This is a genomic window from Corynebacterium sp. c3Ub_189 (genome assembly GCF_039907195.1).
Classification (GTDB): Bacteria; Actinomycetota; Actinomycetes; order Mycobacteriales; family Mycobacteriaceae; genus Corynebacterium.
In genome coordinates, this window is sequence record NZ_JASBOF010000026.1 from 1 (window position 1) to 25,567 (window position 25,567).

25 protein-coding genes and 1 other RNA gene are annotated in these 25,567 nt (G+C 57.7%); 5 read left to right on the plus strand and 21 right to left on the minus strand.

Annotation, left to right across the window (positions count from 1 at the left end; genetic code table 11):
* Positions 1-206: 206 nt before the first annotated feature.
* The 9 genes from QKD99_RS10785 to ftsE all read right to left on the minus strand — a co-directional run bounded on the left by QKD99_RS10785 (position 207) and on the right by ftsE (position 7,043).
* Entirely contained in the window at positions 207-962 is a 756-nt protein-coding gene (locus tag QKD99_RS10785; protein ID WP_294165994.1) for an ATP-binding cassette domain-containing protein, read from the minus strand.
* On the minus strand, positions 959-1,942 hold the full coding sequence (locus QKD99_RS10790; protein ID WP_347951425.1) for an iron chelate uptake ABC transporter family permease subunit: 984 nt from the start codon (positions 1,940-1,942) through the stop codon (positions 959-961). The genes QKD99_RS10785 and QKD99_RS10790 overlap by 4 nt, the downstream gene beginning before the upstream one ends.
* Positions 1,932-2,897, minus strand: coding sequence for an iron chelate uptake ABC transporter family permease subunit (locus QKD99_RS10795; protein ID WP_347951426.1), 966 nt, complete (start codon positions 2,895-2,897; stop codon positions 1,932-1,934). Before QKD99_RS10795 ends, QKD99_RS10790 begins: the two co-directional genes overlap by 11 nt.
* A gap of 62 nt (positions 2,898-2,959) precedes the next feature.
* Complete coding sequence (locus tag QKD99_RS10800) at positions 2,960-3,955, minus strand: ABC transporter substrate-binding protein (protein ID WP_347951435.1); 996 nt, start codon at positions 3,953-3,955, stop codon at positions 2,960-2,962.
* A 159-nt stretch (positions 3,956-4,114) separates the two neighbouring features.
* Positions 4,115-4,495, minus strand: a transfer-messenger RNA (tmRNA) gene (ssrA, locus tag QKD99_RS10805).
* Positions 4,496-4,557: 62 nt separating this feature from the next.
* A complete protein-coding gene (locus QKD99_RS10810; RefSeq protein WP_005326504.1) occupies positions 4,558-4,914 on the minus strand; it encodes a DUF488 family protein in 357 nt (118 codons plus the stop codon).
* Positions 4,907-5,410, minus strand: coding sequence for an SsrA-binding protein SmpB (smpB, locus tag QKD99_RS10815; RefSeq protein ID WP_239282793.1), 504 nt, complete (start codon positions 5,408-5,410; stop codon positions 4,907-4,909). Before smpB ends, QKD99_RS10810 begins: the two co-directional genes overlap by 8 nt.
* A 44-nt stretch (positions 5,411-5,454) precedes the next feature.
* Positions 5,455-6,357 (minus strand): permease-like cell division protein FtsX, encoded by a 903-nt coding sequence (gene ftsX, locus QKD99_RS10820; protein WP_347951427.1) that lies wholly within the window; start codon positions 6,355-6,357, stop codon positions 5,455-5,457.
* On the minus strand, positions 6,354-7,043 hold the full coding sequence (ftsE, locus tag QKD99_RS10825) for a cell division ATP-binding protein FtsE (protein ID WP_034667888.1): 690 nt from the start codon (positions 7,041-7,043) through the stop codon (positions 6,354-6,356). The genes ftsX and ftsE overlap by 4 nt, the downstream gene beginning before the upstream one ends.
* Positions 7,044-7,152: 109 nt before the next feature.
* Between ftsE and QKD99_RS10830 the strand changes: the two genes are divergently transcribed.
* Positions 7,153-8,772 carry an AbgT family transporter gene (locus QKD99_RS10830; RefSeq protein WP_347951428.1) on the plus strand — a complete coding sequence of 540 codons (1,620 nt, stop codon included), beginning with the start codon at positions 7,153-7,155 and terminating at the stop codon, positions 8,770-8,772.
* Between the two features lie 83 nt (positions 8,773-8,855).
* On the opposite strand, the gene prfB is transcribed toward QKD99_RS10830, so the two are convergent.
* Complete coding sequence (gene prfB, locus QKD99_RS10835) at positions 8,856-9,959, minus strand: peptide chain release factor 2 (RefSeq protein ID WP_347951429.1); 1,104 nt, start codon at positions 9,957-9,959, stop codon at positions 8,856-8,858.
* A gap of 60 nt (positions 9,960-10,019) precedes the next feature.
* Between prfB and QKD99_RS10840 the strand changes: the two genes are divergently transcribed.
* Together QKD99_RS10840 and hisN are read left to right on the plus strand one after the other, a co-directional pair.
* Positions 10,020-10,856, plus strand: coding sequence for an inositol monophosphatase family protein (locus QKD99_RS10840; RefSeq protein WP_347951430.1), 837 nt, complete (start codon positions 10,020-10,022; stop codon positions 10,854-10,856).
* A complete protein-coding gene (gene hisN, locus QKD99_RS10845; RefSeq protein ID WP_198492690.1) occupies positions 10,849-11,631 on the plus strand; it encodes a histidinol-phosphatase in 783 nt (260 codons plus the stop codon). The genes QKD99_RS10840 and hisN overlap by 8 nt, the downstream gene beginning before the upstream one ends.
* A gap of 253 nt (positions 11,632-11,884) precedes the next feature.
* Here hisN and feoB read toward each other — a convergent pair whose 3' ends face one another.
* From feoB to QKD99_RS10860, 3 genes are all read right to left on the minus strand, one after another.
* Positions 11,885-13,807, minus strand: a complete 1,923-nt coding sequence (gene feoB / locus QKD99_RS10850) for a ferrous iron transport protein B (RefSeq protein WP_347951431.1) — start codon at positions 13,805-13,807, stop codon at positions 11,885-11,887.
* The gene (locus tag QKD99_RS10855; RefSeq protein WP_225745784.1) at positions 13,807-14,052 is read right to left on the minus strand and encodes a FeoA domain-containing protein; all 246 of its coding nucleotides are present in this window, start codon (positions 14,050-14,052) and stop codon (positions 13,807-13,809) included. Before QKD99_RS10855 ends, feoB begins: the two co-directional genes overlap by 1 nt.
* A gap of 262 nt (positions 14,053-14,314) precedes the next feature.
* Positions 14,315-15,403 (minus strand): S1 family peptidase, encoded by a 1,089-nt coding sequence (locus tag QKD99_RS10860; protein WP_347951432.1) that lies wholly within the window; start codon positions 15,401-15,403, stop codon positions 14,315-14,317.
* Positions 15,404-15,552: 149 nt separating this feature from the next.
* Here QKD99_RS10860 and QKD99_RS10865 point away from each other — a divergent pair, with 149 nt between their 5' ends.
* The gene (locus tag QKD99_RS10865; protein ID WP_347951433.1) at positions 15,553-15,996 is read left to right on the plus strand and encodes a DUF1990 domain-containing protein; all 444 of its coding nucleotides are present in this window, start codon (positions 15,553-15,555) and stop codon (positions 15,994-15,996) included.
* Between the two features lie 67 nt (positions 15,997-16,063).
* Here QKD99_RS10865 and QKD99_RS10870 read toward each other — a convergent pair whose 3' ends face one another.
* From QKD99_RS10870 to QKD99_RS10890, 5 genes are read right to left on the minus strand one after another with little or no spacing between them, the layout of a single operon-like run.
* Positions 16,064-16,771 carry a hypothetical protein gene (locus QKD99_RS10870; protein ID WP_049378809.1) on the minus strand — a complete coding sequence of 236 codons (708 nt, stop codon included), beginning with the start codon at positions 16,769-16,771 and terminating at the stop codon, positions 16,064-16,066.
* A 24-nt stretch (positions 16,772-16,795) separates the two neighbouring features.
* Positions 16,796-17,608 (minus strand): ABC transporter ATP-binding protein, encoded by an 813-nt coding sequence (locus QKD99_RS10875; RefSeq protein ID WP_297553377.1) that lies wholly within the window; start codon positions 17,606-17,608, stop codon positions 16,796-16,798.
* A 2-nt stretch (positions 17,609-17,610) separates the two neighbouring features.
* Positions 17,611-18,594, minus strand: coding sequence for an iron ABC transporter permease (locus QKD99_RS10880; protein WP_347951434.1), 984 nt, complete (start codon positions 18,592-18,594; stop codon positions 17,611-17,613).
* Entirely contained in the window at positions 18,584-19,546 is a 963-nt protein-coding gene (locus QKD99_RS10885; protein WP_225745790.1) for an iron ABC transporter permease, read from the minus strand. The genes QKD99_RS10880 and QKD99_RS10885 overlap by 11 nt, the downstream gene beginning before the upstream one ends.
* Positions 19,546-20,415 carry an ABC transporter substrate-binding protein gene (locus tag QKD99_RS10890; RefSeq protein ID WP_225745791.1) on the minus strand — a complete coding sequence of 290 codons (870 nt, stop codon included), beginning with the start codon at positions 20,413-20,415 and terminating at the stop codon, positions 19,546-19,548. Before QKD99_RS10890 ends, QKD99_RS10885 begins: the two co-directional genes overlap by 1 nt.
* A gap of 433 nt (positions 20,416-20,848) precedes the next feature.
* Here QKD99_RS10890 and QKD99_RS10895 point away from each other — a divergent pair, with 433 nt between their 5' ends.
* A complete protein-coding gene (locus tag QKD99_RS10895) occupies positions 20,849-20,977 on the plus strand; it encodes a hypothetical protein (RefSeq protein WP_255632095.1) in 129 nt (42 codons plus the stop codon).
* Between the two features lie 64 nt (positions 20,978-21,041).
* Here the strand turns inward: QKD99_RS10895 and QKD99_RS10900 are convergent, their stop codons facing one another.
* The 3 genes from QKD99_RS10900 to QKD99_RS10910 form a co-directional block, all read right to left on the minus strand.
* Complete coding sequence (locus QKD99_RS10900) at positions 21,042-21,665, minus strand: kinesin (RefSeq protein WP_284788895.1); 624 nt, start codon at positions 21,663-21,665, stop codon at positions 21,042-21,044.
* Between the two features lie 410 nt (positions 21,666-22,075).
* Positions 22,076-23,875 carry a siderophore-interacting protein gene (locus QKD99_RS10905; protein ID WP_284788894.1) on the minus strand — a complete coding sequence of 600 codons (1,800 nt, stop codon included), beginning with the start codon at positions 23,873-23,875 and terminating at the stop codon, positions 22,076-22,078.
* A gap of 404 nt (positions 23,876-24,279) precedes the next feature.
* A complete protein-coding gene (locus tag QKD99_RS10910) occupies positions 24,280-25,263 on the minus strand; it encodes an ABC transporter substrate-binding protein (RefSeq protein WP_049156174.1) in 984 nt (327 codons plus the stop codon).
* Positions 25,264-25,567: the final 304 nt, after the last annotated feature.

Sequence of the window (25,567 nt, forward strand, 5' to 3'; positions counted from 1 at the left end):
ACCACACAACAAAAAATTAACTTCCCGTTAACCTCTCGTTGGCGGCTCGTACAAACTTACTCAAATCATTGAACCATGTCAAATCATCGAACCAAGCCCGTACAAAATTCGCAAAGAAGTAACCTCCCGGCTACCTCGCGGCGACTCGGATTAATGTAGTCCACCACAACCACACAACACAAACCCGCAGGACAACCCAGGTTCTTCTAGTGATAGCAAGCAATCTTTCCGTCTGGACCATCGATGACTCGGACCGGGGTGTTGAAGATGGACGTCAAAATGTCATCGCGAATGATGTCATCCACTGATCCAAATTCAACGATGCGGCCTTCTTTGCACGCACAGATGTAGTCGGCATACCGGGCTGCGAAGTTTATGTCATGCAGCACCACAACAATGGTCCGCCCAAGAGATTGCGCAGCGTCTTTGAGATGGCGCATCATCTCTACAGAATGAGCAATATCCAGATTGTTGAGCGGCTCGTCTAAAAGGACATATTGCGTCTCTTGGCACAGGACCATCGCTACATACGCACGCTGACGTTGGCCTCCTGAAAGTTCATCAAGATACCGGTGCTGCAAATCTTCTAGACGGAAAAAGTCTATGTATTTGGAGATTACTTGCTCGTCATGCGAGGTAATCCGACCCTTGGTGTAGGGAAAGCGGCCAAAGCCAATCAATTGCCGCACAGTCAGCTTGGTGACGAAGTGATTTTCTTGCCGCAGAATGGACACCACTTTTGCTAGCTCCGCGGATTTCGTGGATTGAACGTCCTTCCCTGCGACTTCGATCGTGCCCTCATCCATGTCCAATAGGCGGCCAATCATGGTGAGCATGGTGGATTTGCCAGCTCCGTTGGGGCCAATCAAGGCGGTAATTCCGCCTTTCGGGATCCGCAGGTTGAGCGGACCAATAGCTACTTCCCCAGAGTAGCGTTTGGATACGTTCTTTAATTCGATCACAGTCGCCCCTTTCGCAGGATGATGAAGAGAAATGCACAGCCGCCAACGAGCTCAATAATGATGGACACCACGCCTTGGGCGGCGAACACGTGCCGCATGAGGAAATAGGCGGCGGTAAGCAACAAGAAAGCCAGACCAATGGCCATCGGGAAAATGAAGCGATGGTCATAGGTATCGGTGAACTGATAAGCCAACGTGGCAACCAAAAATCCCAGGAAAGTCATGGGGCCTACCAAGGCTGTTGTCGTGGCCATCAAGAGGGACACCAAAATCAAGGTATAGATTGCATGGCCTTTGTGGTTTACTCCCAAATTCGTACTGACATCGTTGCCCAGGGATATCGCGTTCAAGGTACGTGCATTGAGCAGCAAGAGCGTTGCCACAATCGCAACGATGGGAATAACGATGGGATAGTAGTCTGATTCCGCATTGTTGATGGAGCCGAATAGGCGCGCGGTGAGCACGTCAAACTCGCTCGGCGTAAGAATTCGCTGCATAAACGTAGATAGGGATCCCAGGCCACCACCGATGACCACGCCAACCAGCAGCATGGCGTGCATATTGTGCGTGTTATTGGTCAGTAGCCACGAGTACAGCACCAAGGACAGCCCCACCATGAGCGCCATTTGGAATAGGAATGTGGGGAGTGTTCGGGCGTCGTTAAGCCCTGCTGCTCCAAGGAAGAAGATGGTCGCAGTATTGATCGCTACATACAATGACTCAAAGCCCATGATGGATGGGGTAAGAATCCGGTTATTCGTCACAGTGTGAAAAGCCACCGTAGCCATCGCCTGGCACACCGCCACAATTGCCATAGCGATGAGCGCGTCCGCACGGCGCTGCGCAATGAACCAGAATTTGCGCGTTCCGAACTGCATCGGATTGTCGTATGCCAACCAGGCGAAGGCAAAAGCCAAGGCCAGCGCCCATACGCAGGCTAGAGTGAGCCAATACCTTTTCCGCGAAAGCTTAGTGTGCACGAGTGGACCTCACGATCATCACGATGAAAGCAGCTGCACCCAGCACCCCAAGAATCACTGAAACTGGCATCTCAAACGGTGCGATAATGATGCGCCCTACTAAGTCGCACACGGTCACGATGCCTATGCCCAAGAGGCAGACCCACGGCAAGTTGGAACGCAGGTCATCCCCGCGCACCATCGACACCACATTAGGCACGATGAGTCCCAAGAATGGCAAAGAGCCAACGACGACAGTGACAACACCGGTGGCCACGGCAATCAAGCTCGTGCCCAGCAAGAGCATACGGTTGTAGTTGAGCCCAATGTTGGTGGCGATATCTTCACCCAAGCCAATAACCGTGAGCCGGTCGGCATAGATAAATACGGCGGCAAGGACCACTAGTACCAGCCAGAGAACTTCATATTGCCCCTTGTACACAGAGGTAAAAGAGCCCATAAACCAAATTCCCAGCTGCTGCAGCATATCGGCCTGCAGGGCAAAGAAGCTGGAGACTGCAGAAATCACCGCTCCCACCATGATGCCGACGATGGGCACGATGAGTGAGGACCGCAAGGTCACGCGGCGCAGAAAGAGGAAGAACACAATGGTGCCGATGAAAGAAAAGGCTACGGCTCCCATCATCTTGACCAGAATTGACGCGGTCGGAGCGATCCACAAGACGAAGAGCAGGCCAAGGCCCGCCCACTCAGTGGTTCCCGTGGTAGAAGGTTCTACAAAGCGATTCTGGGTCAACAATTGCATGACCAGCCCGCTCATGGCCATTGCGGCACCAGCGAGAACGAGCGCTATGGTTCGCGGAAGCCGAGTGATGCCGAACATGGCGGCACCGTCCTCGGCGCCGAAGACGTCGTACTGCCCCAATAACAAGGAGGCAGCGAGCAGGGCACAAACACTCAGCGCTCCAAGGCCAAGCTTCCAATCCCACAGCGCACGGCGTGTGGTAGTTTCCATTGTTCTCCTCTCACAGACAAAGGCCGGAGAGTTTCTCCCTCCGGCCTTGGCGTGCGCGCTGGCTAATTCTCTTCGAAGGCCTCCGCCATCGCGTTCAGCGTTTCCGTGTAGGTGATGATGTTTTCGTTGGTGTAGGTGTCCTGCGGAGCGGTAACGATGTGGCCGTCTTTGACCGCCGTCACGTTCTTCAGCGCGGAGGAATCTTCTACCAACTTCCGACCTGGGGTATATCCTTCTTCATCCTTGGCTATGGCGCCATCGCGATCCATGACGAGGATATAGTCTGGGTTGGATTTGGCGATCGCTTCCACCGAAATATCGTCACCCTCGTGGTCATCGCTGGCATTGTCTACCTCGAGCGCTGGGGTCATACCGATTAGATCGAAGAGTGGCCCATAGAAGCGTCCCTTACCTGGGGCAATGTAGTTAATCTTCCCGCCAGAGGTGTTTACTGCCATGATCTTTTTGTCCGGATCATAGGCCTTTTTGGCGCGCTCCAAGGCAGCATTGAAGTCATCAACCAGAGCTTTGGCGTCCTCCTCGTGTCCAAAAATTTTGCCCATCGCCTCTGTCTGGCGGATTAGCTCTTTCGCCATATCCTCGCCGTCCCGTGGGGTGAAGTCCACTACCGGGGTTCCATCAACGAGGGATTCCAGGTCATCTTGATACTGGCTGAAGCGCTGACCATTAACCACAATGTCTGGGTCCGCAGCCACCAGCGCTTCCAAATCTGGTTCGCGGTGGGAGCCTAGGTTGGCCTCGACGCTGTCCTCATTGATGCCTTTGGAAAGGGTATCCGGCACCAAATCGAGAGGAGCAGCCACGATATTGACACCCCAATCTGACAGAATCTCGAAGGCCCGGTTATCAGTTACAGCTACACGCTCATACGGAGGATGAAGTTCCTGTTCCCCGTTATTGTCCTGCAGCGTAAGCGCGCTTGCCGACGCCCCCTTCTCCTCCCCCACTGCCCCATCTTCCGCGGGACTGCAGGCAGTCACTGCCAAAGAAGCGGCGATAACCGCAGCAACAAGAGAGCGATGAATATTCTTCACGATGAATTCCTTATGGACGGGAAACAAATACCCGCCTAACTTAACTTCGGGTCCCCTTAATTATCAAGGGTTAGGTTCACCTTACCCCCAACAAAACGGCAAAAAGGCTGGTGCGGACGAGGCTAAAACGAGAAAAAGGCCCCCGATTTCTCGGGGGCCTACCGGTGGAGCTGCCGGGAATTGAACCCGGGTCCTTCGTCACCTTGCCAGGGCTTCTCCGTGCGCAGTCCGCACAGAATCTCTGCTCGGCCCTCCGGATCGGGCGAACACGTCCGGATGATGGGCCCAGTCACCAGTAAGAGTCCCGACTGGTCCTGATGACCCGGCCAGCCGGCTAGTTCCTTAGTCGATGCCAGGTTCTAGGTCAGGAACGAAACCTAGGCTGACAGACACGCGTCGCTGTAATTAGGCAGCGAGGGCGTAGTCACGCTGAGAGTTCTTCTCTGCGTTTATTGGTTGCTACGACGCTTATACGGTGGTCGTTAGCCTGCACCGGCACGCTTCCCCTGGCGCAGTGCACGAAGTCGAAACCAAATCAACCCCATGCTGTAGGGACGGGATAGTGCGTCTTCCCTACGGTTCGTTCAACACTACCCCACCCGCTTTTATTTCCTCAAGTGCTCCTCTAACCACTCTTTGAGGACTACCGCATGGTTGACCGTGCGGTTGGCGGCGGCGAAGAGGAGGGTGGCGTCGGCAAGCGCACGCAGCTGGGCGAGCTCGTCGGAGTCATTGTCGTCGAGCTCGGCCTTGTAACGGCGGGCAAACTCGTCGAAGCGATCCTCGTCGTGGTTCCACCACTTGCGCAGCTCGGGGCTCGGCGCGACGTCCTTGAACCACTCGTCGTAGGCTAAATCGCTCTTGGCGACGCCCCGGGGCCACATCCGATCCACCAGCACCCCAGTGCCATGGATGGTGTCCTCGCCCTTTACCACGTCGTGAACCTTCGCCGTCTTAAACATTGATTCCCTTCACGCGGCGGCCGAGCTCGCGGGAAATTTCGCGGTCTTGGTCGCGACGCTTAATATCCTCTCGCTTGTCGTAGTCCTGCTTACCTTGCGCCAACGCCAGCGAGAGCTTGGCGTAGCCGTTTTTAAGGTAGACCTTGAGCGGGACCAAGGTCTTATTGCCGTTGCGCACCTGCCCGTAGAGCTTGTCGATCTCGCGGCGGTGCAGCAAAAGCTTGCGGGTGCGCCGCGGGCTGTGGTTCGTCCACGAGCCCATGGAGTATTCCGGAATGTGCAGGTTACGCAGGTATACCTCGCCATCGTCGATGGTGGCGAAGGCATCATTGAGCGAGATTTTTCCCTCCCGCAGGGATTTGATCTCGGTGCCGAGCAGGACGATGCCGCACTCGATTTCCTCGAGAATCTTGTAGTCATGCCGGGCCCGGCGGTTGGTAGCGAGCGTTGCCTCGCCGGACGCCGCCTTCTTATTCTTCTTGCCCTTCTTAGCCATAATTATGGCAGTGTAGTGCCCTTTTGGCTGCCCCAGCAAACGGGCTATTTGCGCACATAGGACCGCAGGGCGATATGTGCTGTGACGGCGGTGACCACCAGCGCCAGCAAGCCCACCAGAGGCAGGGCAATCCAGAGGTCGCCGGACTTCATGGGGGCGAGCAGCTGGGATTCGTACAGTCCCTGCAGGGATGGGTCTACCACCTGGGATTTGCCCAGGAAAATCCCGGCGCCACCCAAGACCACGCCGATGAACGAGGCCAGCACTGCTTCCAGTACGAACGGCGCCTGCGTCATCCACCGGCTCGCGCCCACCATGCGCATGATTTCCGTTTCACGGGTGCGGTGGAACGCGGCGATCTGCACCATATTGGCCACCAAGAAGATGGCCGCCACGGACATCACGATGGCCAGCACAAAGGTGGCATTGCGGATAGAGTCCAGGTTGCTTGCGGCATCGCGCACTTCTTGCTGCTGGTCGACGACGTCCTCAACCGCCGGATTATCCCTAATCGCATCGATCGCAGAAGCGTCTTCTGGATCCTTCAGGCGCACGTGGAACGCTGCCGGCAGTGCGTCGGGAGAGGTTTGTTCCACCATGATGGGATCGGTGTCTTGGAAAAGCTCCTTGAACCGCTCATAGGATTCCGCGCGGTTGCGGTACTCCACGGACTCGACGGAATCATCCGCGTCGAGCTGCTTCTTGAGATCCGCGCAGGCAGGAGCTGCGCAATCCGGGTCGCCGGCGGAAATGTCCTCGTTGAGCTGGACCATGACCTCAACGCGGTCGAGATAGATCTCCTTCGTGTCCTTGGTCAGGTTGGTCACCATGATGCCGGCAACAACGAGGCCTACGGCAATAGCGGTGGTAATGATCATGGCGATGGTCATGGTCAGGTTGCGGCCAAGACCCTTGGTGGCCTCGCGGAAAATAAAACCTAGCTTCATGCTTCCCCCTCGTACATCGCCTCGTGCTCGTCGCGCACAAGGACTCCATTGCGCAGCTCCAGCACACGCTTGCGCGCCCTGTTGACGGCGCGAGCGTTGTGGGTGGACATGACCACGGTGGTGCCACGGCGGTTGATGCCCAGCAGTAAGTCCATGATCTCATCGGCGGTGGAGGGATCGAGGTTGCCCGTGGGTTCGTCGGCAAGCAAAAGCTTCGGCCGATTGACCACCGCGCGCGCAATGGCCACGCGCTGCTGCTCGCCACCGGAAAGCTCGTGCGGATACGCATCGCGGCGATCCTCTAGTCCCACCAGGTCCAAAACCTGCGGGACCGAAGTGGAGATGCGGTACTTGCTCTTGCCAATGACCTCGAGCGCAAAGGCCACGTTTTGATATACCGTCAGCTTGGGAAGCAGTCGAAAGTCCTGGAAGACATAGCCAATGGACTGGCGCAGCGCGTTAATCTGCTTGCCGGAAAGCTCATTGACGTGGAAATCATCGAAATAAATATCGCCCTTGGTCACGTTGCTATAGCGCACCATGAGCTCCAAGAAAGTGGACTTACCCGAGCCGGACGGACCGATGAGGAAGGCGAATTCGCCATCCGCAATCTCGAAGGACACCCCGTCGAGCGCTGGGCGAGACGCGGCGGAGTAAGCCTTAGTCACGTTGTCGAATCTAATCACGCGAATCACTGTAGCAACTAAAGTTGACACCACGCTGTGAACTGTATTTAAGTAATGTGGTCTAAGACACTAATTTGTTCCGACCCAATCGACAGAAAGTGCCGATACAATGGCCGAAACCGAAACTAAAGAGAAACCACGTTCTGCAAGCGGCTTCCTGGGCACTGTAGAAAAGATTGGCAATAAGCTGCCGGATCCATTCTGGCTCTTTGTCATCCTCGCGGCCATCGTCGCTGTGACCTCTTGGCTAGGACACCTCGTCGGCATGACGGCCGAGGACCCCAAGACCGGCGACACCATCGAAGTAGAATCCCTGCTGACCACCGAGAATATCTCGCGCATGGTTACTGATGCAGTGGAGAACTTCACCAGCTTCCCGCCGCTCGGCGTCATCCTAGCTGTGATGCTCGGCGTGGCCGTGGCGGAGCAGTCTGGCCTGCTTTCCGCTTTGGTGCGCGCGATGGTGACCAAGGTCAGCGCGAAAATGCTGACCTTCGTGGTGGCGCTGGCCGGCGTGACCGGCTCCGTAGCCTCCGACGCCATCTACGTCATTCTGATTCCGCTGGGCGCAATGGCCTTCCACGCCGTGGGCCGCTCCCCCATCGTGGGCGCGATGGTGGCCTTTGCGGCGTCGTCTGCCGGCTTTAATGCCTCGCTGATTCTCAATATCACCGACCTCCTGCTGGCGGGCATTTCTACCCCGGCCGCACAGTTTGTGGACCCAGAATATGAGGTCAGCCCGCTGGCCAATATCTTCTTCGTTATCCCTTCTGCCGTGGTGCTCTCCCTCATCATTACCGCGGTCACGGAATTCCTCATGGTCAAAAAGGCCCGCGAGCTCGTGGACCACGACCACATTAATTATGAAGAGGTGTCCTTTTCCAAGGCCGCCGGTGGGGCCACCGCGGACACAGAAGAGGATGAGGAGTACGACTTCACCGATGATGAAGAGGCAATGCGCATCAAGCCCAACGAGCAGCGTGGCCTGATCGCTTCCGGCATCGCGCTCGTGCTCTTCCTTGCCGCCTTCTTTGCCTTGCTATTTATTCCCGGCTCCCCGCTGGCGAGCCAAGGGGATAGCTTCATGGAATCGCCTCTGATTAGCGCCATCGCGGTGCCGATTGCCCTGGCTTTCTTGGTATGCGGCATTGTCTACGGCTTGGCAGCTGGCACCGTGAAGTCAGCTGCTGATGTGCCGGAGTTTATGGCCAAGGGCATCGAGACCCTCGTTCCCATGCTGGTCCTCTTCTTCGCCGTCGCCCAGTTCCTCGCCTGGTTCGAGTGGTCCAACCTCGGCGTATGGACCGCCATCAAGGGCTCCGAGCTGCTCCAGCACTGGTCCCTGCCGCCGCTAGTCATGTTTGCGGCATTGGTGGCCATGGTTGCACTGCTCAACCTCTTCATCACCTCCGGTTCCGCCCAGTGGGCGCTGATGGCCCCGGTCATCGTGCCGATGATGATGTATGTGGGCGTCTCACCTGAGGTTTCCCAGATGCTCTTCCGTATCGGTGACTCCCCGACAAATATCATCACCCCAATGTCGCCTTACTTCGCCTTGGCGTTGACCTTCCTGCAGCGCTATTACAAGCCAGCAGGTGTGGGTACTTTGATGTCGCTGGCGCTGCCCTATTCTCTCTGCATGATTGTGGGTTGGTTCGCCTTCTTCGTCATCTGGTATCTCATCGGCATTCCGCTGGGACCAGGCGCACCGATGGACTACGCGGGTTAAGTCCATAGAGATCAGGCCGAACTGAGGAGTTTCTCCCCTCAGTTCGGCCTTTTCGCGTTCAATTCAGCCCGATCAGTATGGACCTAAGCTGGGTCTTCTTGTTGCTGCATGCGCCAGCGGATACCGGATTCAAGGAAGCCATCGATATCGCCATCGAGCACCTTGGAGGGATCGCCCACCTCGAAATTGGTGCGTAAGTCTTTGACCATCTGATACGGGTGCAACACGTAGGAGCGCATCTGGTTGCCCCAAGAGGCGTTGCCACCGGCGCCCAACGCATCGAGCTCGGCTTGTTCCTCCTGGCGCTTGCGCTCCAGTAGCTTTGCCTGCAGCACGCGCATGGCCGAGGCCTTATTTTGAATCTGCGACTTTTCGTTCTGGCAGGTCACCACAATGCCGGTGGGAATGTGAGTCAGGCGCACCGCCGAGTCGGTGGTATTGACGGACTGGCCGCCCGGACCAGAAGACCGATAGACATCGACGCGCACGTCATTGTCCGGGATATCGATGTGGTCGGTCTGCTCCACCACCGGCAAAACTTCTACCTCTGCAAAGGAGGTCTGGCGCCGCCCTTGATTATCAAAGGGCGAGATGCGCACCAGGCGGTGCGCCCCCTGCTCCACGGAGAGCTGGCCGTACATGTATTCACCGTGGACGACGAAGGTTGCAGATTTGATACCGGCCTCCTCCGCATAGGAGATGTCATAGACGTCAACCTTGTGGCCGTGCTTTTCCGCCCAACGCGTATACATGCGCATGAGCATCTCAGCCCAGTCGGCCGCGTCCACACCACCGGCACCGGAGCGGATATTGATAACCGCCTCACGCGGGTCATACTCACCAGAAAGCATGGTGGTGACCTCCAGCGATTCGATGGCAGATTCCAGGGAATCAAGCTCATCATCCGCCAGGGAGGTATCGCCCTCTTCTTCCGCGAGTTCGTACATCACGGGCATGTCCTCTAAGCGCCCGCGCAGCGATTCCAGCTTGCGGACCTTGGCCTGCGCTGCGGAAAGCTCGGAGGTGACCTGTTGCGCGTGGGCGGGGTCGTCCCACAAGGACGGGTCGCCGGCCTGGGCCTCTAGTTCCCGAATGCGGGCAGCCAAAGCCTCCGGGTCCATGACCTTCTCGATGGTGGTCAGGGTGGTTTCCAATTGCTTGAGCCGTGCTGTTACTTCGGGACGCATAGGCCCCAATCCTACCCACCCGGCCGGCATAATTAGCCATCGGCCGCGTTTAGGGTGACAATGGTGGGCATGGATCAAAAGCCGAGCTTGCAGGAGATGATCGATGCGGTCATCAAGACCTTCATTGTCGCGCACGCGGATGACGGGGATGCGCACCTAGCGCAGGCCCTTGTTTATAACGCCGGCCGCCTGGCCTGGCGCCTGCGCGAGATGGGCGTCGACGTAGAGCAAAAGACTTCTATCTCGGACGTTGTTACGGATGCGGACAGGGCGGCCGAGCGCTTCGTTGCGGGCGTGCTCGAGGCCGTGCGCCCGGAAGACGGCATTCTCGGCGAAGAGGGTGCGGCCCGCGAGTCCCAGTCCGGCCGTACCTGGGTCATTGACCCAGTCGATGGCACCTACAATTTCTCTTCCGGTTCCGATTATTGGTGCTCTGCGCTCGCGCTTACCGACGCCACGGGGATCACCCTCGGCGCCGTCCACCGCCCCGCCATGGGGTACACCTGGTTCGGCGGACGGGACTACCCCACTTCCCTCGACGGCAAGGAAGTAGCTCGCCTGCAGGAGAAGCCGGCCGAGCAGATTTCACTATCCACGTATCTGCACCCAACCTCGCTGGCGGATGAGGATATCCGCGGGGCATGGCAGCGCGTGGCGGAAAACTTTGCTACAGTCCGTATGCTCGGTGCCGGTTCTGTTGACCTGTCCTCCGTGGCCGATGGCACATGGGGCGCATGGATGCAGCATTCGGTAGCGGATTGGGATTGGTTCCCCGGCAAAGCCCTCGTGGAAGCGGCCGGTGGTGCTGCCCGCAAGGTAGAAGCCGGCGGCGTCGAATGGTGCCTCGCTGGCAATAAACAGGTAGTGGATCAGATGGAGGATTGGCTCCGTGGGTAAGTTCAAAGAAGACTTGGGCCTCGCGCTCGAGCTGGCGGGCCATGCCGATGTAGTGACCATGCATCGTTTCGAGGCCTCGGACCTCTCCGTCAAGGAAAAGCCAGATATGTCCCCCGTATCGGATGCGGACCTCACCTGTGAGAAGCAAATCCGCGAATCCCTCAAGCGCTCCCGCCCGCGCGATGAAGTGCTGGGTGAGGAATACGGCGGCGAGGCCTGCTATAAGGGCCGCCAGTGGGTCATCGATCCCATCGACGGCACCAAGAACTTCGTGCGTGGCGTCCCCGTATGGGCCACGCTCATCTCCCTTTTGGAAGATGGCGAACCGGTGGTATCGGTAGTTTCCGCACCCGCCCTGCGCCGCCGCTGGTACGCGGCCAAAGGCGCTGGCGCCTTCCGCGTTTTCGGCGGCGAGCCGAAGCGCTTGGGCGTATCCCACGTGGAAAAGCTCGCCGATTCTTCGCTGGCCATGAGCTCGCTAACCGGATGGGCCGAGCGCGGCCTGCGCGATCAGTTCCTCGCACTCACGGATAAGACCTGGCGCCTGCGCGGCTATGGTGATTTCTGGTCCTACTGCCTCGTGGCCGAAGGCGCGGTAGACATCGCCGCCGAACCCGAGGTGTCCTTGTGGGACCTCGCCGCGCCCTCCCTCATCGTGACCGAGGCCGGCGGCACTTTCACGGATCTGGACGGAAACCCCGGCCCGCACGGCGGATCCGGCGTCGCCTCCAACGGCCTGCTCCACAAGCACGCCCTAGCCGCGCTGCAAGGCTAGGAATGTCTCCGCAGCTGGAGCAGAACTGGGCCGCGGCGCTCGGAAACCGCACCCGAGCAACCACCCGCCTGCGCGCAACTGCCGCAGCCGCCCGTGGGGCACGAGGTGAGCGATTCGCGCACCAGCTCCTTACTGCGCTCGAGATGGGCAAGGATCACTGCAACGGTCCCCTGCCCCAGACCGGTAGTTTTCGCGATCTCGGCAGGATTGGTATTTCCCCGCCTAATCGCTTCCTTCACCTTCTCCGTCGGGCTCATAGGAAAACCTTGAGAACTTGGAATACACCCACCGCGAGGATCCAGGCGGTTGCTAGCTGCAGCGCAAAACCGATAAGCGTCCACTTCCAACCTATTTCTCGCCGCTGCGCGGCCACCGTGGCCACACAAGGGGTATAGGCCAGAAGGAAGACCATATACGCCCACACCGCAGCCAGCCCGTGCCCACCAGAGGCCGCATCGAAGTCGGCGCGAATATGGCTAGCCAACGGGGATTCTGCTTGCTCCTCTGGTGCATCGTCAGTGACGTCTTCTACCGCATACGTCTGAGCCCAAGTGGAAATGAGCGTCTCCTTCGCCACGAACCCGGTGACAAGCGGCCCGGTGAGGGACCAAGAATCAAACCCAGCAGGCGCAAAGACCGGGGACATCGCTTTAGACACCGCACCGTAGGCGGAATCTTGCGGCGGTACCGCCTCTTCGTTGAAGGAGTGCCCACCAGTGACCGGAATAGACATCAGCAACCAGATGACCACGACCGTAGCCACAATGATGCCACCGGCGGTGTGCAAAAATCCTTTGAGCCTTACCCACATGACCGACACGGTGAGTTTAAACGTAGGCAGCTGATAAGCCGGAAGATCGATAACCAGGGCTTCGGCCGGCATGGCGCGCCATACCGTGCGGCGCAGGGCGAGGCCTACCAAGACCACCAGCGCGATAGACAGCACGTACATGGCGAATACCGCGGAACCAGCATGAGCGGGGAAAAACACCTGCGCCAGCATCATGAACACGATGAGCCGGGCCGAACAGGAGGTGAAGGGGATAAGCAGGCAGGTGAGGATGCGATGGCGGACGTCGCCAAGCACGCGTGTCGCCGAAATCGCCGGAACATTGCAGCCATAGCCCACCACGATGGGGATAAAGGCCTTGCCTGGTAGGCCAATGGCGCGCATAACTCGGTCAGTGACCACGGCCGCGCGCGCCATATAACCGGAATCCTCCAGCACGGCTAGACACAGGAACATCAGGGCCAGCAGCGGGGCAAAGGTCAGCACCATGCCCACACCCCCAATAAGGCCATCTACCAGCAATCCCGAGACCAACCAGTGGTCTGGGAGGAGGCTGCGCACGGCATCAGAGACGGGACCGGTGATCAGTGCCTCCAGGCCGTCCTGCAGCGGTCCCGCAACCGTAGTGGTAATGAAGAAGACAGCCCACATCACCGCCAGAAATAGAATCGGGCCGAGCACGGGGTGCAGCACCACGCGGTCCACGCGCTGGCTAAGCGGTTCGCCGACGTCCGTCCTGGAAACGGTAACCTTTTCCGCGGCGTCCAGATCCGCAAAGCGTTGATCCAATTCTGCGTTGGGCCGGATAGTCTGTGGCTCCGTCTGCATTGCTTTTGCAACGGCACCCTCCAGCGCATCTAGTTTTTCTCGGCGGCGACCATTGACGCTGACCACCGGCATGCCCACGGCGCGCGATAGCGCGGAGGTATCGATGCTTATGCCCTGTTGCTTGGCGACGTCCTCCTTGGTCACCCCAATCACTACCCGATACGGGTACTCCGCGATCTGGAATGCGAGGTTAAGCCCGCGCGCTGGCGCAGTGGCATCCACCAACACCACAACCACATCTGGGCGCTCACACGGTGGGCACTCAACGAGCATATCGCGGGTGAATTCCTCGTCCGGGCTCATTGGATCCAAGGAATAAGCACCGGGCAGATCGATGATGTCGAAGGCCTCTGGCCGCGCATTCCACAAACCACGGCTGACTTCTACGGAGGTACCCGGCCAGTTGCCGGTCTGGACCTTCGCTCCGGTCAACGCGTTGAACAAGGTAGATTTGCCGGAATTTGGAGCCCCGACCAAGGCGAGGACCGGCGTTCCCTCCGCGGCGATACGCATGGAGGAGGTGGAGTGGCAGCTTGGCGCTGCGGTTTTGCGTGCCATTATGCCGCCACCGGGATGACTTCCAGCTGGCCGAGCGTAGCTGCATCCACCGCGTACCGGGCGGTACCCACGGTGACCAGGCGCGCCCCGCCGGCCACCTTGCGTCCGATCTGCACGCGCACCCCTGGGCGGAAACCCAGTTCACGCATACGCAGCGCCAACGCCGGCTGCGACTCAATCGCATGCCGCAGGCAGCATTCAGGTAGTTCTACCAATGCGTCCACTGGGGCTTGATCGGCACGCATACATTCGGACCTTTCGCAGGTCTGCTGGGTACGGGTGCGGGACGACAAGGACAGCTGAAACATCGCGCGGTTACCTCGGTTCTCTCGGTCCGGCTCACGCCGGTGTTCTTAGCCACACCTAAGTAGCTTCTAGATAAGCCTAACCTTAGTCCGCAAAAGGGTTTCACACAAGCGCCGATTAGTTGTGATTATCAGCACTAGACAGAGACATAAAAGTGCCCGCTCCCAGTACATCGGGAGCGGGCGAAAAGTTGGGACGAGGCTAGTCCTCAGGCAATGTAAAACCAGCACCTACGCCACCGCGACGGTCCATATCCTCTAGGACCGCATCCATGGTGTTTGCGGCGGTTGGGTTATGGACCGGCCCCTGCAGCGGGGTGCGGCACGGGAAATTCACCGGCAGGAAACCGCCGGTAATCGAACCGACGAGGCGGCCGTTGACCAACAACGGTGCACCGGAATCGCCCATCATGGCGCAGACTTGGTTGACCTGAATCTTCTTTGCCTGCTGATAGGTAATGCCGCAGGTCTTGCCGGTGGCAACGCCCTGCTTGCACACCTGCTGGCCCGGCTTAACGCCGCCGCCCAACTCATTGACGGTTACGCCATTGTAGGAGCGGGAGACCTTGGCCTTAGAGCCGAACTCAATGACGGCGTAATCCAGGTCCTCATTCTTGGACACCACGGTGCCCGTCGGGCCAATCTGCTCCGAATCGGCGGAGGTGACCGAATCCCCCACGTTGCCGCAGTGCGCAGCGGTAAGCCCAACCTTGCGGCCAGCATTATCGTTGCCCGCCACAGTCAGGGTGCACATCATCTTCTCATCGACATAAACCGGGGTGCCGGGGCCATAAAGCGACTCGCCCTCATTCATGGCTGCAACGGATTCTTCTGGAATGCGTGGGGCATCAAAGAACGAGCCCGGCACGCGGTGCAGCACGTAGTCAGCCTGTGGCTTGCCCGCAGCTACCTTGGAAAATCCATCATTTTTCCACTTATAGTTTGGATTGGTTCCCTGCGGCTTAAACTCCGGCTGGGTGGCCTGCTCCGCTAGGCCGATGGGATTCGGGTTGGTCATCGGCTCCGCGTACTGCGCCTCCTGCACCGTGTGCTGCACGGCTTGCTGCGCGTTGCGCACAGAGGAATCTACGGCGTCGGTGACGTTCTTATCCACCTGCGGGGTTTGGATACCAACCCCCGCCAGGCCATCTCGGACCTGGTTAATAATCCCTGCGGAGTCGAAATCCGGTTGGGGCAATTCCTGGGCGCCTGCGGCCGGGGACCCCAGGAAAAACGCACCAGCGAAAGCCGAGCCCACCAGGACTTTCTTAAGGTGCGGAATGCGAAGCATCAAGGTACCTACTTTCAGTTGTCAACATCGTGCAAGCTCGATACTGGCACGAAAAAATTGTGGAATCAGCAAACTCCTGTGACTGTGTCCAAGCCGTTATATTTCTTCCAGAATTCGGGGGTAATCACCCCTCCCCTATCATTGGGCGCATGGTCACACCGCTGTCTTATTCCGATACCTCTGGCTTCCCGCAGCTGCACATGTCACGAGTCATCGACGCTGATTTTTATACCGCCGCACACCGGCTTTTCCGCTGGTCAATCCAACGCAGCGGCCTTTTCCGCGTGCGCCCCACCCATGACGTTGTGGAGCTCGGCGCGGAGGTCACCATGGGCCTCGGCCCATGGGATTTTCGCTGCCGCGTGGTCGATGTATTCCACGAGGACGGCCGCTGCGGGTTCACCTACGGCACCCTTCCTGGACACCTCGAGCGCGGCGAGGAGACCTTCGCTCTGGAGCGCCTGCGCGATGGCCGCACACTGCTGCTTATCGACGCCGCCTCAGAGCCCTTCCTCCCCTTCCTGCGCCCCGTGGTAGACGTGCCGCGGCGCCTCCTGATTAGCCGGCTCTACCTCCACGCTTTGGACGATTAGCAGAATTGCGCATATGACAAAAGCCGCCTCCCCGACCCCTGGGAAAGCGGCTTAGTATCAACGCTGGTTAGTTCTTGCGCTTGTCCTCGATGGACTCGCGTGCATCGCGCACAGCGCCCTTGACGCGGTCAAAGAAGCCACCCTTCTTCGTGGACTCCTCTTGGTACTCGTGAGCCTTGTCTTCCACGAAGCCCTTAGCGCGCTGGAACGCATCGCCGACGGCGCTACCAGCCTCGGATGCCTTGTCCTTTAGCTGATCCAGGCGCTCAGAGGACTGCTGACCGTTGACGTTGTCCTGGTTCGGCGCAGTAGCAACACGCTCTTCGTTTGCTTCGCCTACGATGTGCTGGCTGGGCGCGTAGTCAGAGTTACCTTCATCCAGCTTCTCCTGCAGGTCCGGCTGCTGCGGGGCGGAACCAATGTGTTCTTCCTTCGCGCCACCTACGATGTGCTGGCTCGGGGCGTAGTCAGAGTTATCCTCGTCCAGCTTCTCCTGCAGGTCCGGCTGCTCGGCAGCTTTAGCCACATGTTCTTCCTCCGCTCCAGCGACAACGTGGTTCTGCGGTTCATACTTGCTTGCGGTGGACTCATCTCCGTCCGCAGACGGCTTTCCGACCGGCTTGGACAGGCCGGCTGCACCTGCGGCACCAGCTGCAGCTGCAGCGGACTGCGAGGACTTGTCAGATTTAGCTGCCGAAGACGCGGTGTCTTTAGATGCTAGGTACTTGTATTCGTTGCGGTCCAAGTCGACCTCGTGGCCTAGTTCGTTTGCCATTGCTACGTACTCCTTTAAATAGATTTATCTTCTCCCCTCTAGGGTTCCAGAAAGTTCAGGAGCGTGCACGGAAATGGGTATGGGAAAGCGTCGACCGGTGGAGGGATCAGTCATCTCTAAACACTCAACATGGAAGGTTTCGCGTACGAGTTCAGCAGTCATCACCTCCTCGGTGGCCCCTTCGGCCACAATGCGTCCCTCACGCATGGCTACGATTCTATCGGCGTAACGCGCGGCATGGACCATATCGTGGACCACCATGACCACTGTGACCCCGGTGCCATTGAGATCTCGAATCAGATCCAAAATGGACAATTGGTGCGCGGGATCGAGGTAAGTAGTCGGCTCATCAAGCAAGGTAATTGGCGTTTCTTGGGCCAAAGTCATAGCGAGGAAGACGCGCTGGCGCTGACCACCGGAAAGATCTGCCGCGGGGGCGTCGAGAAGCTCGCTCACCCCAGCACGCGAGGCAGCACGCTCAACCGCTGCATGATCTCCGGCCCGCATCGTCGCTAGCGCCCCTGTATAGGGATATCGGCCGTAACCGATGACGTCACGCACTAATACCCCTTCCGGAGCCACGGGATGTTGTGGCAGAAAAGAAACTTCACGGGCAAAGGCACGCGAGGAATACTTGCTGATATTTTGGTCCGCGAGGTGCACCGCGCCTGCGCTGGGCGTAAGTTGGCGGCCCAATGTCTTGAGAAGCGTCGATTTGCCGCAGCCATTCGGCCCGATCAGAGCGGTTACTTGACCTCTGGATAAATGAAGATTTACGTCCTTGACCACATCGGGTCCACCGTAGCCCACGGTTAATCCGCTGCACGTCAGTGTCATGTCTAGCCTCCGTTTCGCACTCGGGTCAGTCGAGTCAATAGGAAAATGAAATACGGTGCACCGATCAGCGCGATGAGCGCGCCAACGGGGATTTCCGTGGGGGCGAAGGCCCAGCGACCGAGCGTATCGCATGCGGTCACAAGGACCGCGCCGCCTAGGGCTGCCACGGGTATTTGCCAGCGCAGGTTCGCGCCAACAACCAAGCGAGCAGCATGGGGGACGATGAGTCCGGCGAAGCCCAAGACCCCGGCCGCGGCGACTCCCGCGGCACCGAGGATGACGGCTAAGGCTACTGCTATTAGGCGCCATATCTTGGTGCTCACGCCGATGCCGGCCATGGTGGAATCATCCAGCGCGAGCATATCCAGGTGTTTTGCCACCACCATCGCGACGGTTAGGGCGAGAAGGATAAAGGGGGCGACAATGGTGGCATCGCCAAGCGAGCGGGCGTAAAGCGAACCTTTCAACCATGTCATGGCCGCTCCTGCCTCTGGGGCAGCCCGCACCAGGAGCAATTCGGTGATGGCGCCCAGCCCAAAAGATACCGCCACCCCGGTAAGCGGCAGGCGCACCGGATCACTTGCCCCGCGCCCGGCGAGGAGAAGAACCACCCCAGTTCCCGCCAACGCGCCAATAAAGGCAATAAAAGTCAGCAGGTGGGCCGGCAGGGCGCCTGATCCCATGAGTACCGCAACGGCCGCGAGTCCGCCGCCGGAGGTAATACCCACCGTATCTGGTGCGGCCAGAGGATTGCGTAGCGCGGACTGCAATAGACAGCCAGATACGGCCATGGCAATACCTGCGCAGATTCCCACCAAGATCCGCGGGGCACGGTACTTCCAGATGAGCGGCTCTCCGGTAACGAAGGCGGTGAGCACTTCGCCCGGCGGTTTCATCACCGCACCGACGCCCATGCCGATTATTGCGCTCAACGCCAACGCCAGGATGAGTCCTACTAGCACCCCAACAAATCTCTTATGCCGCATGCTTCCTCCTCCCCAGCGCATGGACGGACCACAACACTAATGGCATGCCAGCCAAAGAAGTCACGATGCCCACTGGGGTCTCGGCCGGCGCCCAGATTGCCTGGCCAACCGAATCGGCCACCAGAAGCACCGCTGCTCCAACAAATCCAGCCACGCACAGCCCCATGCGGTGGTGCGGGCCGCACACCCGCCACGCTACGGCCGCGGCCATCAACCCCAAGAAGCCAATCGGCCCAGTTGCAGCTACGGCCGGAGCAATAAGCACTACCGCCGCCACAATGGCTGCCAACCGAATGCGCTCCGGCTTCGCGCCGACAGCACCAGCCACGGCATCGCCTGCTACGAGCAAGTCCAGCGTTTTTGCACCGACTAAGGTCAAGGGAACCACGACCAGCACGGCAATCAGCGCCGGCATGATACCGCTTAGGCGCACACCGGCAAGCCGACCAGAAAGCCATGACATCACCGTAGCCAGTTGAGCTTCATCTACTACCAAGAAAATGGAGGTCAATGCGCTACACAGCGCGGAAACAGCAACGCCAACGAGTACCATGCGCTGGATCGCACCGCTCTTACCGACGCCCACCGTCACCCCCACAGCAATCCCCGCACCCAACAGCGCACCGGGCAACTGGTCAACACTCGAGGTTTCGCTTCCTATAAACATTGCTGTTGCGACTGCGCCGAGTGCCGCACCGGAGTTCACACCAGTGATGGACGGATCGGCTAGCGGATTCGCAGTTGCCGTCCGCAGCAATAACCCGCCTACCCCTAATGCGATACCGACGACCGTGGTGGCAAGGAGACGGTCAAAGGCCACGCTATGCAGCTCTTCTTCCAGCCACGGGGTATCAGCTGGCACCTGAACATGGCGAAGCCGCCACCACCACACGAAGGCGACGGCAGCGGTTGCAAGGACCAGGCAGGCGCTGGTTTTAGTTCGAGGTGCCACTACTCTTCAGCGGCGATGATGTCATCGAGCATATGCTCGGCGGAAAGCGGCCCGCGGGCGCGCGACCAGATATCTTGGTCCACCTCTACGATGTCGCCGCTACCCTTGGCATAGGGCGTCTTTTTAAACGCATCGACGTCCTTGTACATAAAGACTAGGTCAGCCTTCATACCAGGGAGCTTATCGCCGGTCAGTTCCGCTACATCAGTCTTGGATTCGATGGATGACTTCTCACCTTCGAAAGCATAATTATAGCCCACCTCACTCAGTAGCGACTGGGGGAAGGAAGGGTTGACCCAGGTATAGAGCATCTCACTGGACCACCCAGCCACGACCGCACGACTCCCCGGCTTTACCGTGTCCTTGGTCTGAGCAATCTTGTCCTCGATGCGCTGACGGACATCTTTAGCCTTTTCCTCTTTGCCGAGTTTGGCCGCGATCTCATCCATCGAGTCCAGCACGTCCGAGTAAGTTTCATCTGGGTAGGATTCCGTCTGCGCAATCTCTTCCAGCTGCGGCATGATATCAGCTTGACGGGTAGGGCTAGCCAAAATCAGATCTGGTTCCAAAGACTGGATAACCTCCAAGTTCGGCTGCTTGGCTTGGCCCACGGAGGTCGCCTGACCTAACTGGCCCTTCAAAGTAGTCGGTGCCTCCGACTTACCGATTTCCACGATTCCCACTGGGTCCACATCGAGGGCCTTGAGAATTTCCTCGTAGCGCCAATCAAGCGCCACAACTCGCTCGATCTTCTTTTCTCCGTTTCCTTCAGAAGAAGAATCAGAAGAACACGCAACAAGGCCTGCCCCTACAGCTAAGGCGGATACGAACGCAAGAACTACACGCACTTTCGTGAAATATTTTAGCATAGCTTTACCTTAGATTAATAAGGGTTTGCTGTCTAGGATTGATTACTTGTCTCGCCAATACCGACGATATAGCCACGTTATGAGCGCCATAAGACACCGAAGTGACAGTGGCGTGGTGCACGTACGCATCCCCTTGTTTCTTCAACCCCTCGGCGCCGGAAAAGTTCATCGTTTGATGGAGGCACGCGAAAAGCATTCATATATGCATTGCTACCACTGTCATCGGACGTCACTACCTAGACCAAAACCAGCACTACTCAGCAGGGACATAAATCCCTACAACGCTCTGATCTACCGCAGCTTCCAATTCCTGACGGCTAATCACGTATTTGCGGCCCAATTTTCCCCTCCAATGTAGAACTCGTCACCCTTGATAGCATTCAGATCCGCCACAACAGGAAGGGTTTCAGGAACCCCAATCGGGCCGATACGATTGCGCGATGGGCGGACGCTGCTGCTTATCGATGCCGCCTCCGAGCCCTTCCTGCCCTTCTTGCGCCCGCTTGTCGATATCCCCCGTCGCCTGCTCATCCGCCGGTTCTACCTGCACGCGCTGGACTAGCACGACAGCACAAAGGCCGCTGCCTCTCCCCCTACGGGAAAAGCAGCGGCCTACGCATAGTTAACTACTTGCGCTTCTCATCGAGATTATCGCGAGCCTCGCGCACAACGTCTTTCACGCGGTCAAAGAAACCGCCCTTCTTACCAGATCCTTCCTGGTACTCCTGGGCCTTGTCTTCTACAAAGTCCTTCGCGCGGTTGATGGCTTCTTCGACGACATTGCCGGCCTCGGTGACCTTGTCCTTCAGGTCATCAAAGTCATCGCGCTCATCATCTTCCGCATTCTCTTCCGGCTGCTCCGGCGCGGTGCCGATGTGCTCTTGCTCGGCCTCGCCCACCACATGCTGTAAGGGCTCATAGTCCGCGTTATCCTCGTCCAACTGTTCTTGCAGATCGGGCTGCTCCGCCGCAGTGCCGACGTGCTCTTCCTCAGCGCCGGTAACGACGTGGTTTTTTGGCTCGTAATCGCTCTGGGTCGCGGCATCATTCTGCTCATCTGTGTTCGCCGTTACGGCGGCGTCGGCAGCAGCAGTTCCAGCAGCTGCAGCTCCTGCGGCCCCAGCTCCCGCTGCCGCAGCCTTGCCGGATTCAATCTTGTTGCCCTCGGCATCAGTGGATGCCAGGTAGGTAAACTTCTCGCGGTCCACGTCTACTTCGTGGCCAAGGGCGCGTGCAGTTTCTTTAGCCATTGCTTTGTACTCCTTAACTAGATCTATTTTCTCCTATCCTAGCGTTCCAGAAAGTTAAGGTGCGTGCACGGGGAACCGGAATTGGAAAACCGGAAGGCTCTTTTGTGATTTCGGTGTCCCTCCCTTCAGTGAGAGATACGGCTGAGCCTCGGGTTGTTCAAAACAACCGCGTTTCGCCAAAAATCGAGCCGAAAAGTGGACAAACGCGGTTGTTTTGGGCATTCCGCCGCCGCGCCAACACAACGTCGCGGTCGAAAAGGCTCTCGCCCACGGAGTCGGCTGAACAACGTTCGCTTACTTCACCGTGTCCACCACGCTTATGGCAACCACAGCCACCCGGCTCCCGCGCGGGACCGTGGTCCGCAAATGAAAGGTTAAGCTTGGGGATTTTGGCCTACCGAGGTTCTTCTTTAGGAATTCGCTTCTGCTTCCAGGACGAAAAGGTGTTTGCCCCAGCCAACAGCCGTGGCTGAAGAAATTAAAGTGCCGCTATCAGCGGTAGCAGCGCTGACATCGTCCTGAGTCGGCACCTTGGTGCCGAACATCGAAAGCCTCACCATGTCCTCTTCATAGGAATGCTCATCGCCGCCGGTTTCCTCGAGAACCTCAGAAAGGATATAGGCCCGACGGAACGCATCCCCGTGAGTTGCCCGGCCTAATTGGGCAGCCACCTCATTGCCACCAAAGACGCTCCAGGGATCAATGAAAATTACATCAGTTGCCCACGCATAGTCCGCCTCGGTAGGGTTGAAGCCGCTTCCGTCGCCACTCGTTTCACATCGTTCACGAGAAACTCCTGCGATTTCCCCTAGTACTGCTTCCGAGGGCGCATCGGTAATAATCCGGCTCTGGGCCTGCTCACATCGCCGGAGAATTTCATCCGCATATACTGCACCTCCCTGGCCAATGATGAGAACACGAGCGGTGTCATCCAAGTGCTGCTGCAGCGCCTGTGCAGCGGATGGAGCAGTCCACCCAGCGCTCACATTCTTTTGCTCAAAGCGCTCGGCGGCGAGTTGTGGGTCACGGCTCACATATTCTGACCATGGCAAACCCCTTTCGCCTTGCGGTGCCGACTCACCGGTACGAAGGCTGTGTTCAAGGCGCATCAGCGCCATCGCCTCAAGATGCGCGGGCCCGCTTAGCCAACGCACCACATTTGAATCTGGGTCCGCCAGTTCCGTTCCCATTGCGGTCAAGGCGAGGGTGGTTTCGCTAACTTCGACAAGTTCAAGAGCCGCCAGGTAACGGATAAACCTCCGCAACGCCTCCTCGTGAAGATCTGTTGCAGCAGCGAGGGCAGGAACAGTATTGGCACCCGCATCGATCTCTTGGAATAGGCCTAAACGTACGGCAGTGCGGAGCGCAAAGGCTGAATTCAGCTCAGCCAAATCGTGGATATTGTGCAAGACACTATTGCTACTGCTCGTTGCGCTTTCTTTGCCGCCTTTCCGGCTAGTGCGCCGCCAGTATCCTGTAATCTCCTGATGCTCAGGGGCAATTCCAGAAACCTTGAACAAACGTCGCAGTGTTTTCAGCCGGGAGGCCTCCCCCGCCGCCCACACGTATGCTTCGCCATTAGGCAACTGTGAATCAGCGCTCTCTTCAAAGAGCGCACTAGCCTTTTCTACGAAGCCCTCGCCCTGGTCACGTATCGCCCAGTGGATCTGTACTGAATCCGGAATATCTAAGTCTTGAATATCAGCGCTTGTCGGAACCTCTACCACCGCAATCGCATCATGCCCAGACGGGAGCGATTCCAGGCAGCGGCCGATGGCTGGGAGCGCAGTCTCGTCTCCTGCCAACAAAAGCCAATCGGTGTGCGTGGGTAACTGTGCACACGACTTCGGGCCTGCCACAAAAATGGGGTCCCCGATGCGGACACTCTGTGACCAGTTTTCGGCCAAGCCCTCACCATGGCGCGCAAAATCAATTGCTAATCGCCCGTTTACAGCGTCAAAGTAGCGAACCGTGTATGTGCGGAATAGATTCTTAACGGCTTCTGGCCACAAAAGGTTACCATCGTTTTGGGCGATTGGGTGCGGCCGCTCTCCAGTTTCCGGATCTGGGAAGATGAGCCGAACATCGTCATCAAAACCATGGCTTAACAATGAAGGAACGGAAATACCATCGCGTTCATGCTCCTGGAGCTGTTCCCCGCTAAGCGTAATACGCCGCATGGCTGGCGATATATCTTCGATGTTTTCCACATATAATTCCCGGTAAGAAATTGGATAAATTTCCCTGCTCCGGCTGTTCCTTGGCATATTTGAGACCATTCCCCTCTCGGTCTAGATGGCTTTTAATTCACTTTGTTCGATGGCCTATTTTCTTATTAATTTTTTGCTGGTGCTTTGAACGCCTCTCCCAGCGCCAAGCATTTTCCAGCTCACCTACATACCTTTAATGCAGTCATCGTGCTGCACCGATGGACGAATATGCGGGAAGCGTGAGGCCAGGTTTTCGGTTTCGGAAGGGCAAGAACGGACGCACCACCACCTTGGATACAGTCCATTGAAGAGAACGCCTTCCGATAAATCGGAAGGCGTTGGCGACTACCTGCCGCAGTGGAGTAAGCCCCACCTAGCAGGCATCGGAGTTGTGCGGACCTTGACTACTTTCCAACTTTTTCCAGCGTCGGCATCGTCTTATCCAGCACCCAAGCTCGACTCAAGCTCGTCGGGTTGTTGAGTCCGGCAACGATGGCTGAATCACCGGCAAGAGTCGCATCGGATTTCACCTGCGGAAGATCTTTGTATCCCGGAATGTTTTCAAATTCTTCGATTGAGCCGTCGCGGTTATAAATAACCATAAAGTCAGCGGCCAGGTAGGACACGTTTTCCGGAGAAAGCGTGACGCGGCCCTTATCAACTGGAACGGATCCGTCCGTCAGCTTGTCCGGGAACTTCATGCCCAGATCGTAGATGAAGGAGGCACCTGGATCCTCGGGGTCAGCAACGGCACCAAAGGATCCCTGGGCAAATTGGGAAACAATGCCGGTCTTACCGGAGAGGTTAGGCAGTTTTTCCTTCACGTCGGAGAAACGCTTTTGATCCTCTTCAATGGCTTTCTTCGCTTCGGATTCCTTATTGAAGATCTTGCCCAATGCTTCTAGCTGAGATTCCCAGCCGATGCCCTCTCCCTTATCGGAGATTCCGCCGAGAGTCGGTGCGATTGCAGACAATTCCTTGTAATTAGCCTCAGAAATTGTCCAGTAGTCACCAACGATGAAGTCGGGTTCGATTGCCGCGATTTGTTCTTGTGGCAGAGTTTTGAAATCTGTCTGATCGATTACCTTGACGCCATCGAGCTTCTCTTCACGCCAAGGCGAATTCTTGTCTATTCTATGCTGCACAACAGCTGCTGGTTTAATTCCAAGTTCCAGCAGGTTATCAACGGCCGTCCCCACTGCAACCACATTTTGCGGATTGACCGGATACGTATCCGTACCGCGGGCGTGCTCAATGGTCACGTCCTCTGCAACTTCGGAGGTTGTTGCCGCTTCATCGGTTGAATCCTTCGACGAGCAGCCTGACAGAACCAATCCGGCACAGATAGCGGCAGCGATAAATGACCGCGCGCCCCTTTTTACTGACATCCCTTTTCCTTAAAGTCGGTTTCCTGAGGTTGCCTTTCAGCTCTTTTCATCGGATTTTCCGGTAGACCCGAAGGCAACTTTCAAGTTAGGTTAGCGTTACCTAAGCCACGTTGCAACAGATTTGTTAAACTATTTTCCTATAGATATTTCCTATTTACAAGACTCCTAGTCCCACACCCGCACAAGACTCATCCCCGGCTATAAATAAGTGCGGACCTAAGAAAATGCTGCTTGACGATGCACTTCCGGGCGGCGGGTCGGCGGAACGACCGGCTCCCCACAAAGCGAAAACCGCCCCCACACA

Coding starts and splice junctions, on each gene's coding strand:
- QKD99_RS10795 (WP_347951426.1), bottom strand. CDS start 2,897: ATGGAAACTACCACACGCCGTGCGCTGTGGGATTGGAAGCTTGGCCTT.
- QKD99_RS10810 (WP_005326504.1), bottom strand. CDS start 4,914: ATGTTTAAGACGGCGAAGGTTCACGACGTGGTAAAGGGCGAGGACACC.
- smpB (WP_239282793.1), bottom strand. CDS start 5,410: ATGGCTAAGAAGGGCAAGAAGAATAAGAAGGCGGCGTCCGGCGAGGCA.
- ftsX (WP_347951427.1), bottom strand. CDS start 6,357: ATGAAGCTAGGTTTTATTTTCCGCGAGGCCACCAAGGGTCTTGGCCGC.
- QKD99_RS10830 (WP_347951428.1), top strand. CDS start 7,153: ATGGCCGAAACCGAAACTAAAGAGAAACCACGTTCTGCAAGCGGCTTC.
- prfB (WP_347951429.1), bottom strand. CDS start 9,959: ATGCGTCCCGAAGTAACAGCACGGCTCAAGCAATTGGAAACCACCCTG.
- QKD99_RS10840 (WP_347951430.1), top strand. CDS start 10,020: ATGGTGGGCATGGATCAAAAGCCGAGCTTGCAGGAGATGATCGATGCG.
- feoB (WP_347951431.1), bottom strand. CDS start 13,807: ATGGCACGCAAAACCGCAGCGCCAAGCTGCCACTCCACCTCCTCCATG.
- QKD99_RS10855 (WP_225745784.1), bottom strand. CDS start 14,052: ATGCGTGCCGATCAAGCCCCAGTGGACGCATTGGTAGAACTACCTGAA.
- QKD99_RS10860 (WP_347951432.1), bottom strand. CDS start 15,403: ATGCTTCGCATTCCGCACCTTAAGAAAGTCCTGGTGGGCTCGGCTTTC.
- QKD99_RS10865 (WP_347951433.1), top strand. CDS start 15,553: ATGGTCACACCGCTGTCTTATTCCGATACCTCTGGCTTCCCGCAGCTG.
- QKD99_RS10870 (WP_049378809.1), bottom strand. CDS start 16,771: ATGGCAAACGAACTAGGCCACGAGGTCGACTTGGACCGCAACGAATAC.
- QKD99_RS10875 (WP_297553377.1), bottom strand. CDS start 17,608: ATGACACTGACGTGCAGCGGATTAACCGTGGGCTACGGTGGACCCGAT.
- QKD99_RS10880 (WP_347951434.1), bottom strand. CDS start 18,594: ATGCGGCATAAGAGATTTGTTGGGGTGCTAGTAGGACTCATCCTGGCG.
- QKD99_RS10890 (WP_225745791.1), bottom strand. CDS start 20,415: ATGCTAAAATATTTCACGAAAGTGCGTGTAGTTCTTGCGTTCGTATCC.
- QKD99_RS10900 (WP_284788895.1), bottom strand. CDS start 21,665: ATGGCTAAAGAAACTGCACGCGCCCTTGGCCACGAAGTAGACGTGGAC.
- QKD99_RS10910 (WP_049156174.1), bottom strand. CDS start 25,263: ATGTCAGTAAAAAGGGGCGCGCGGTCATTTATCGCTGCCGCTATCTGT.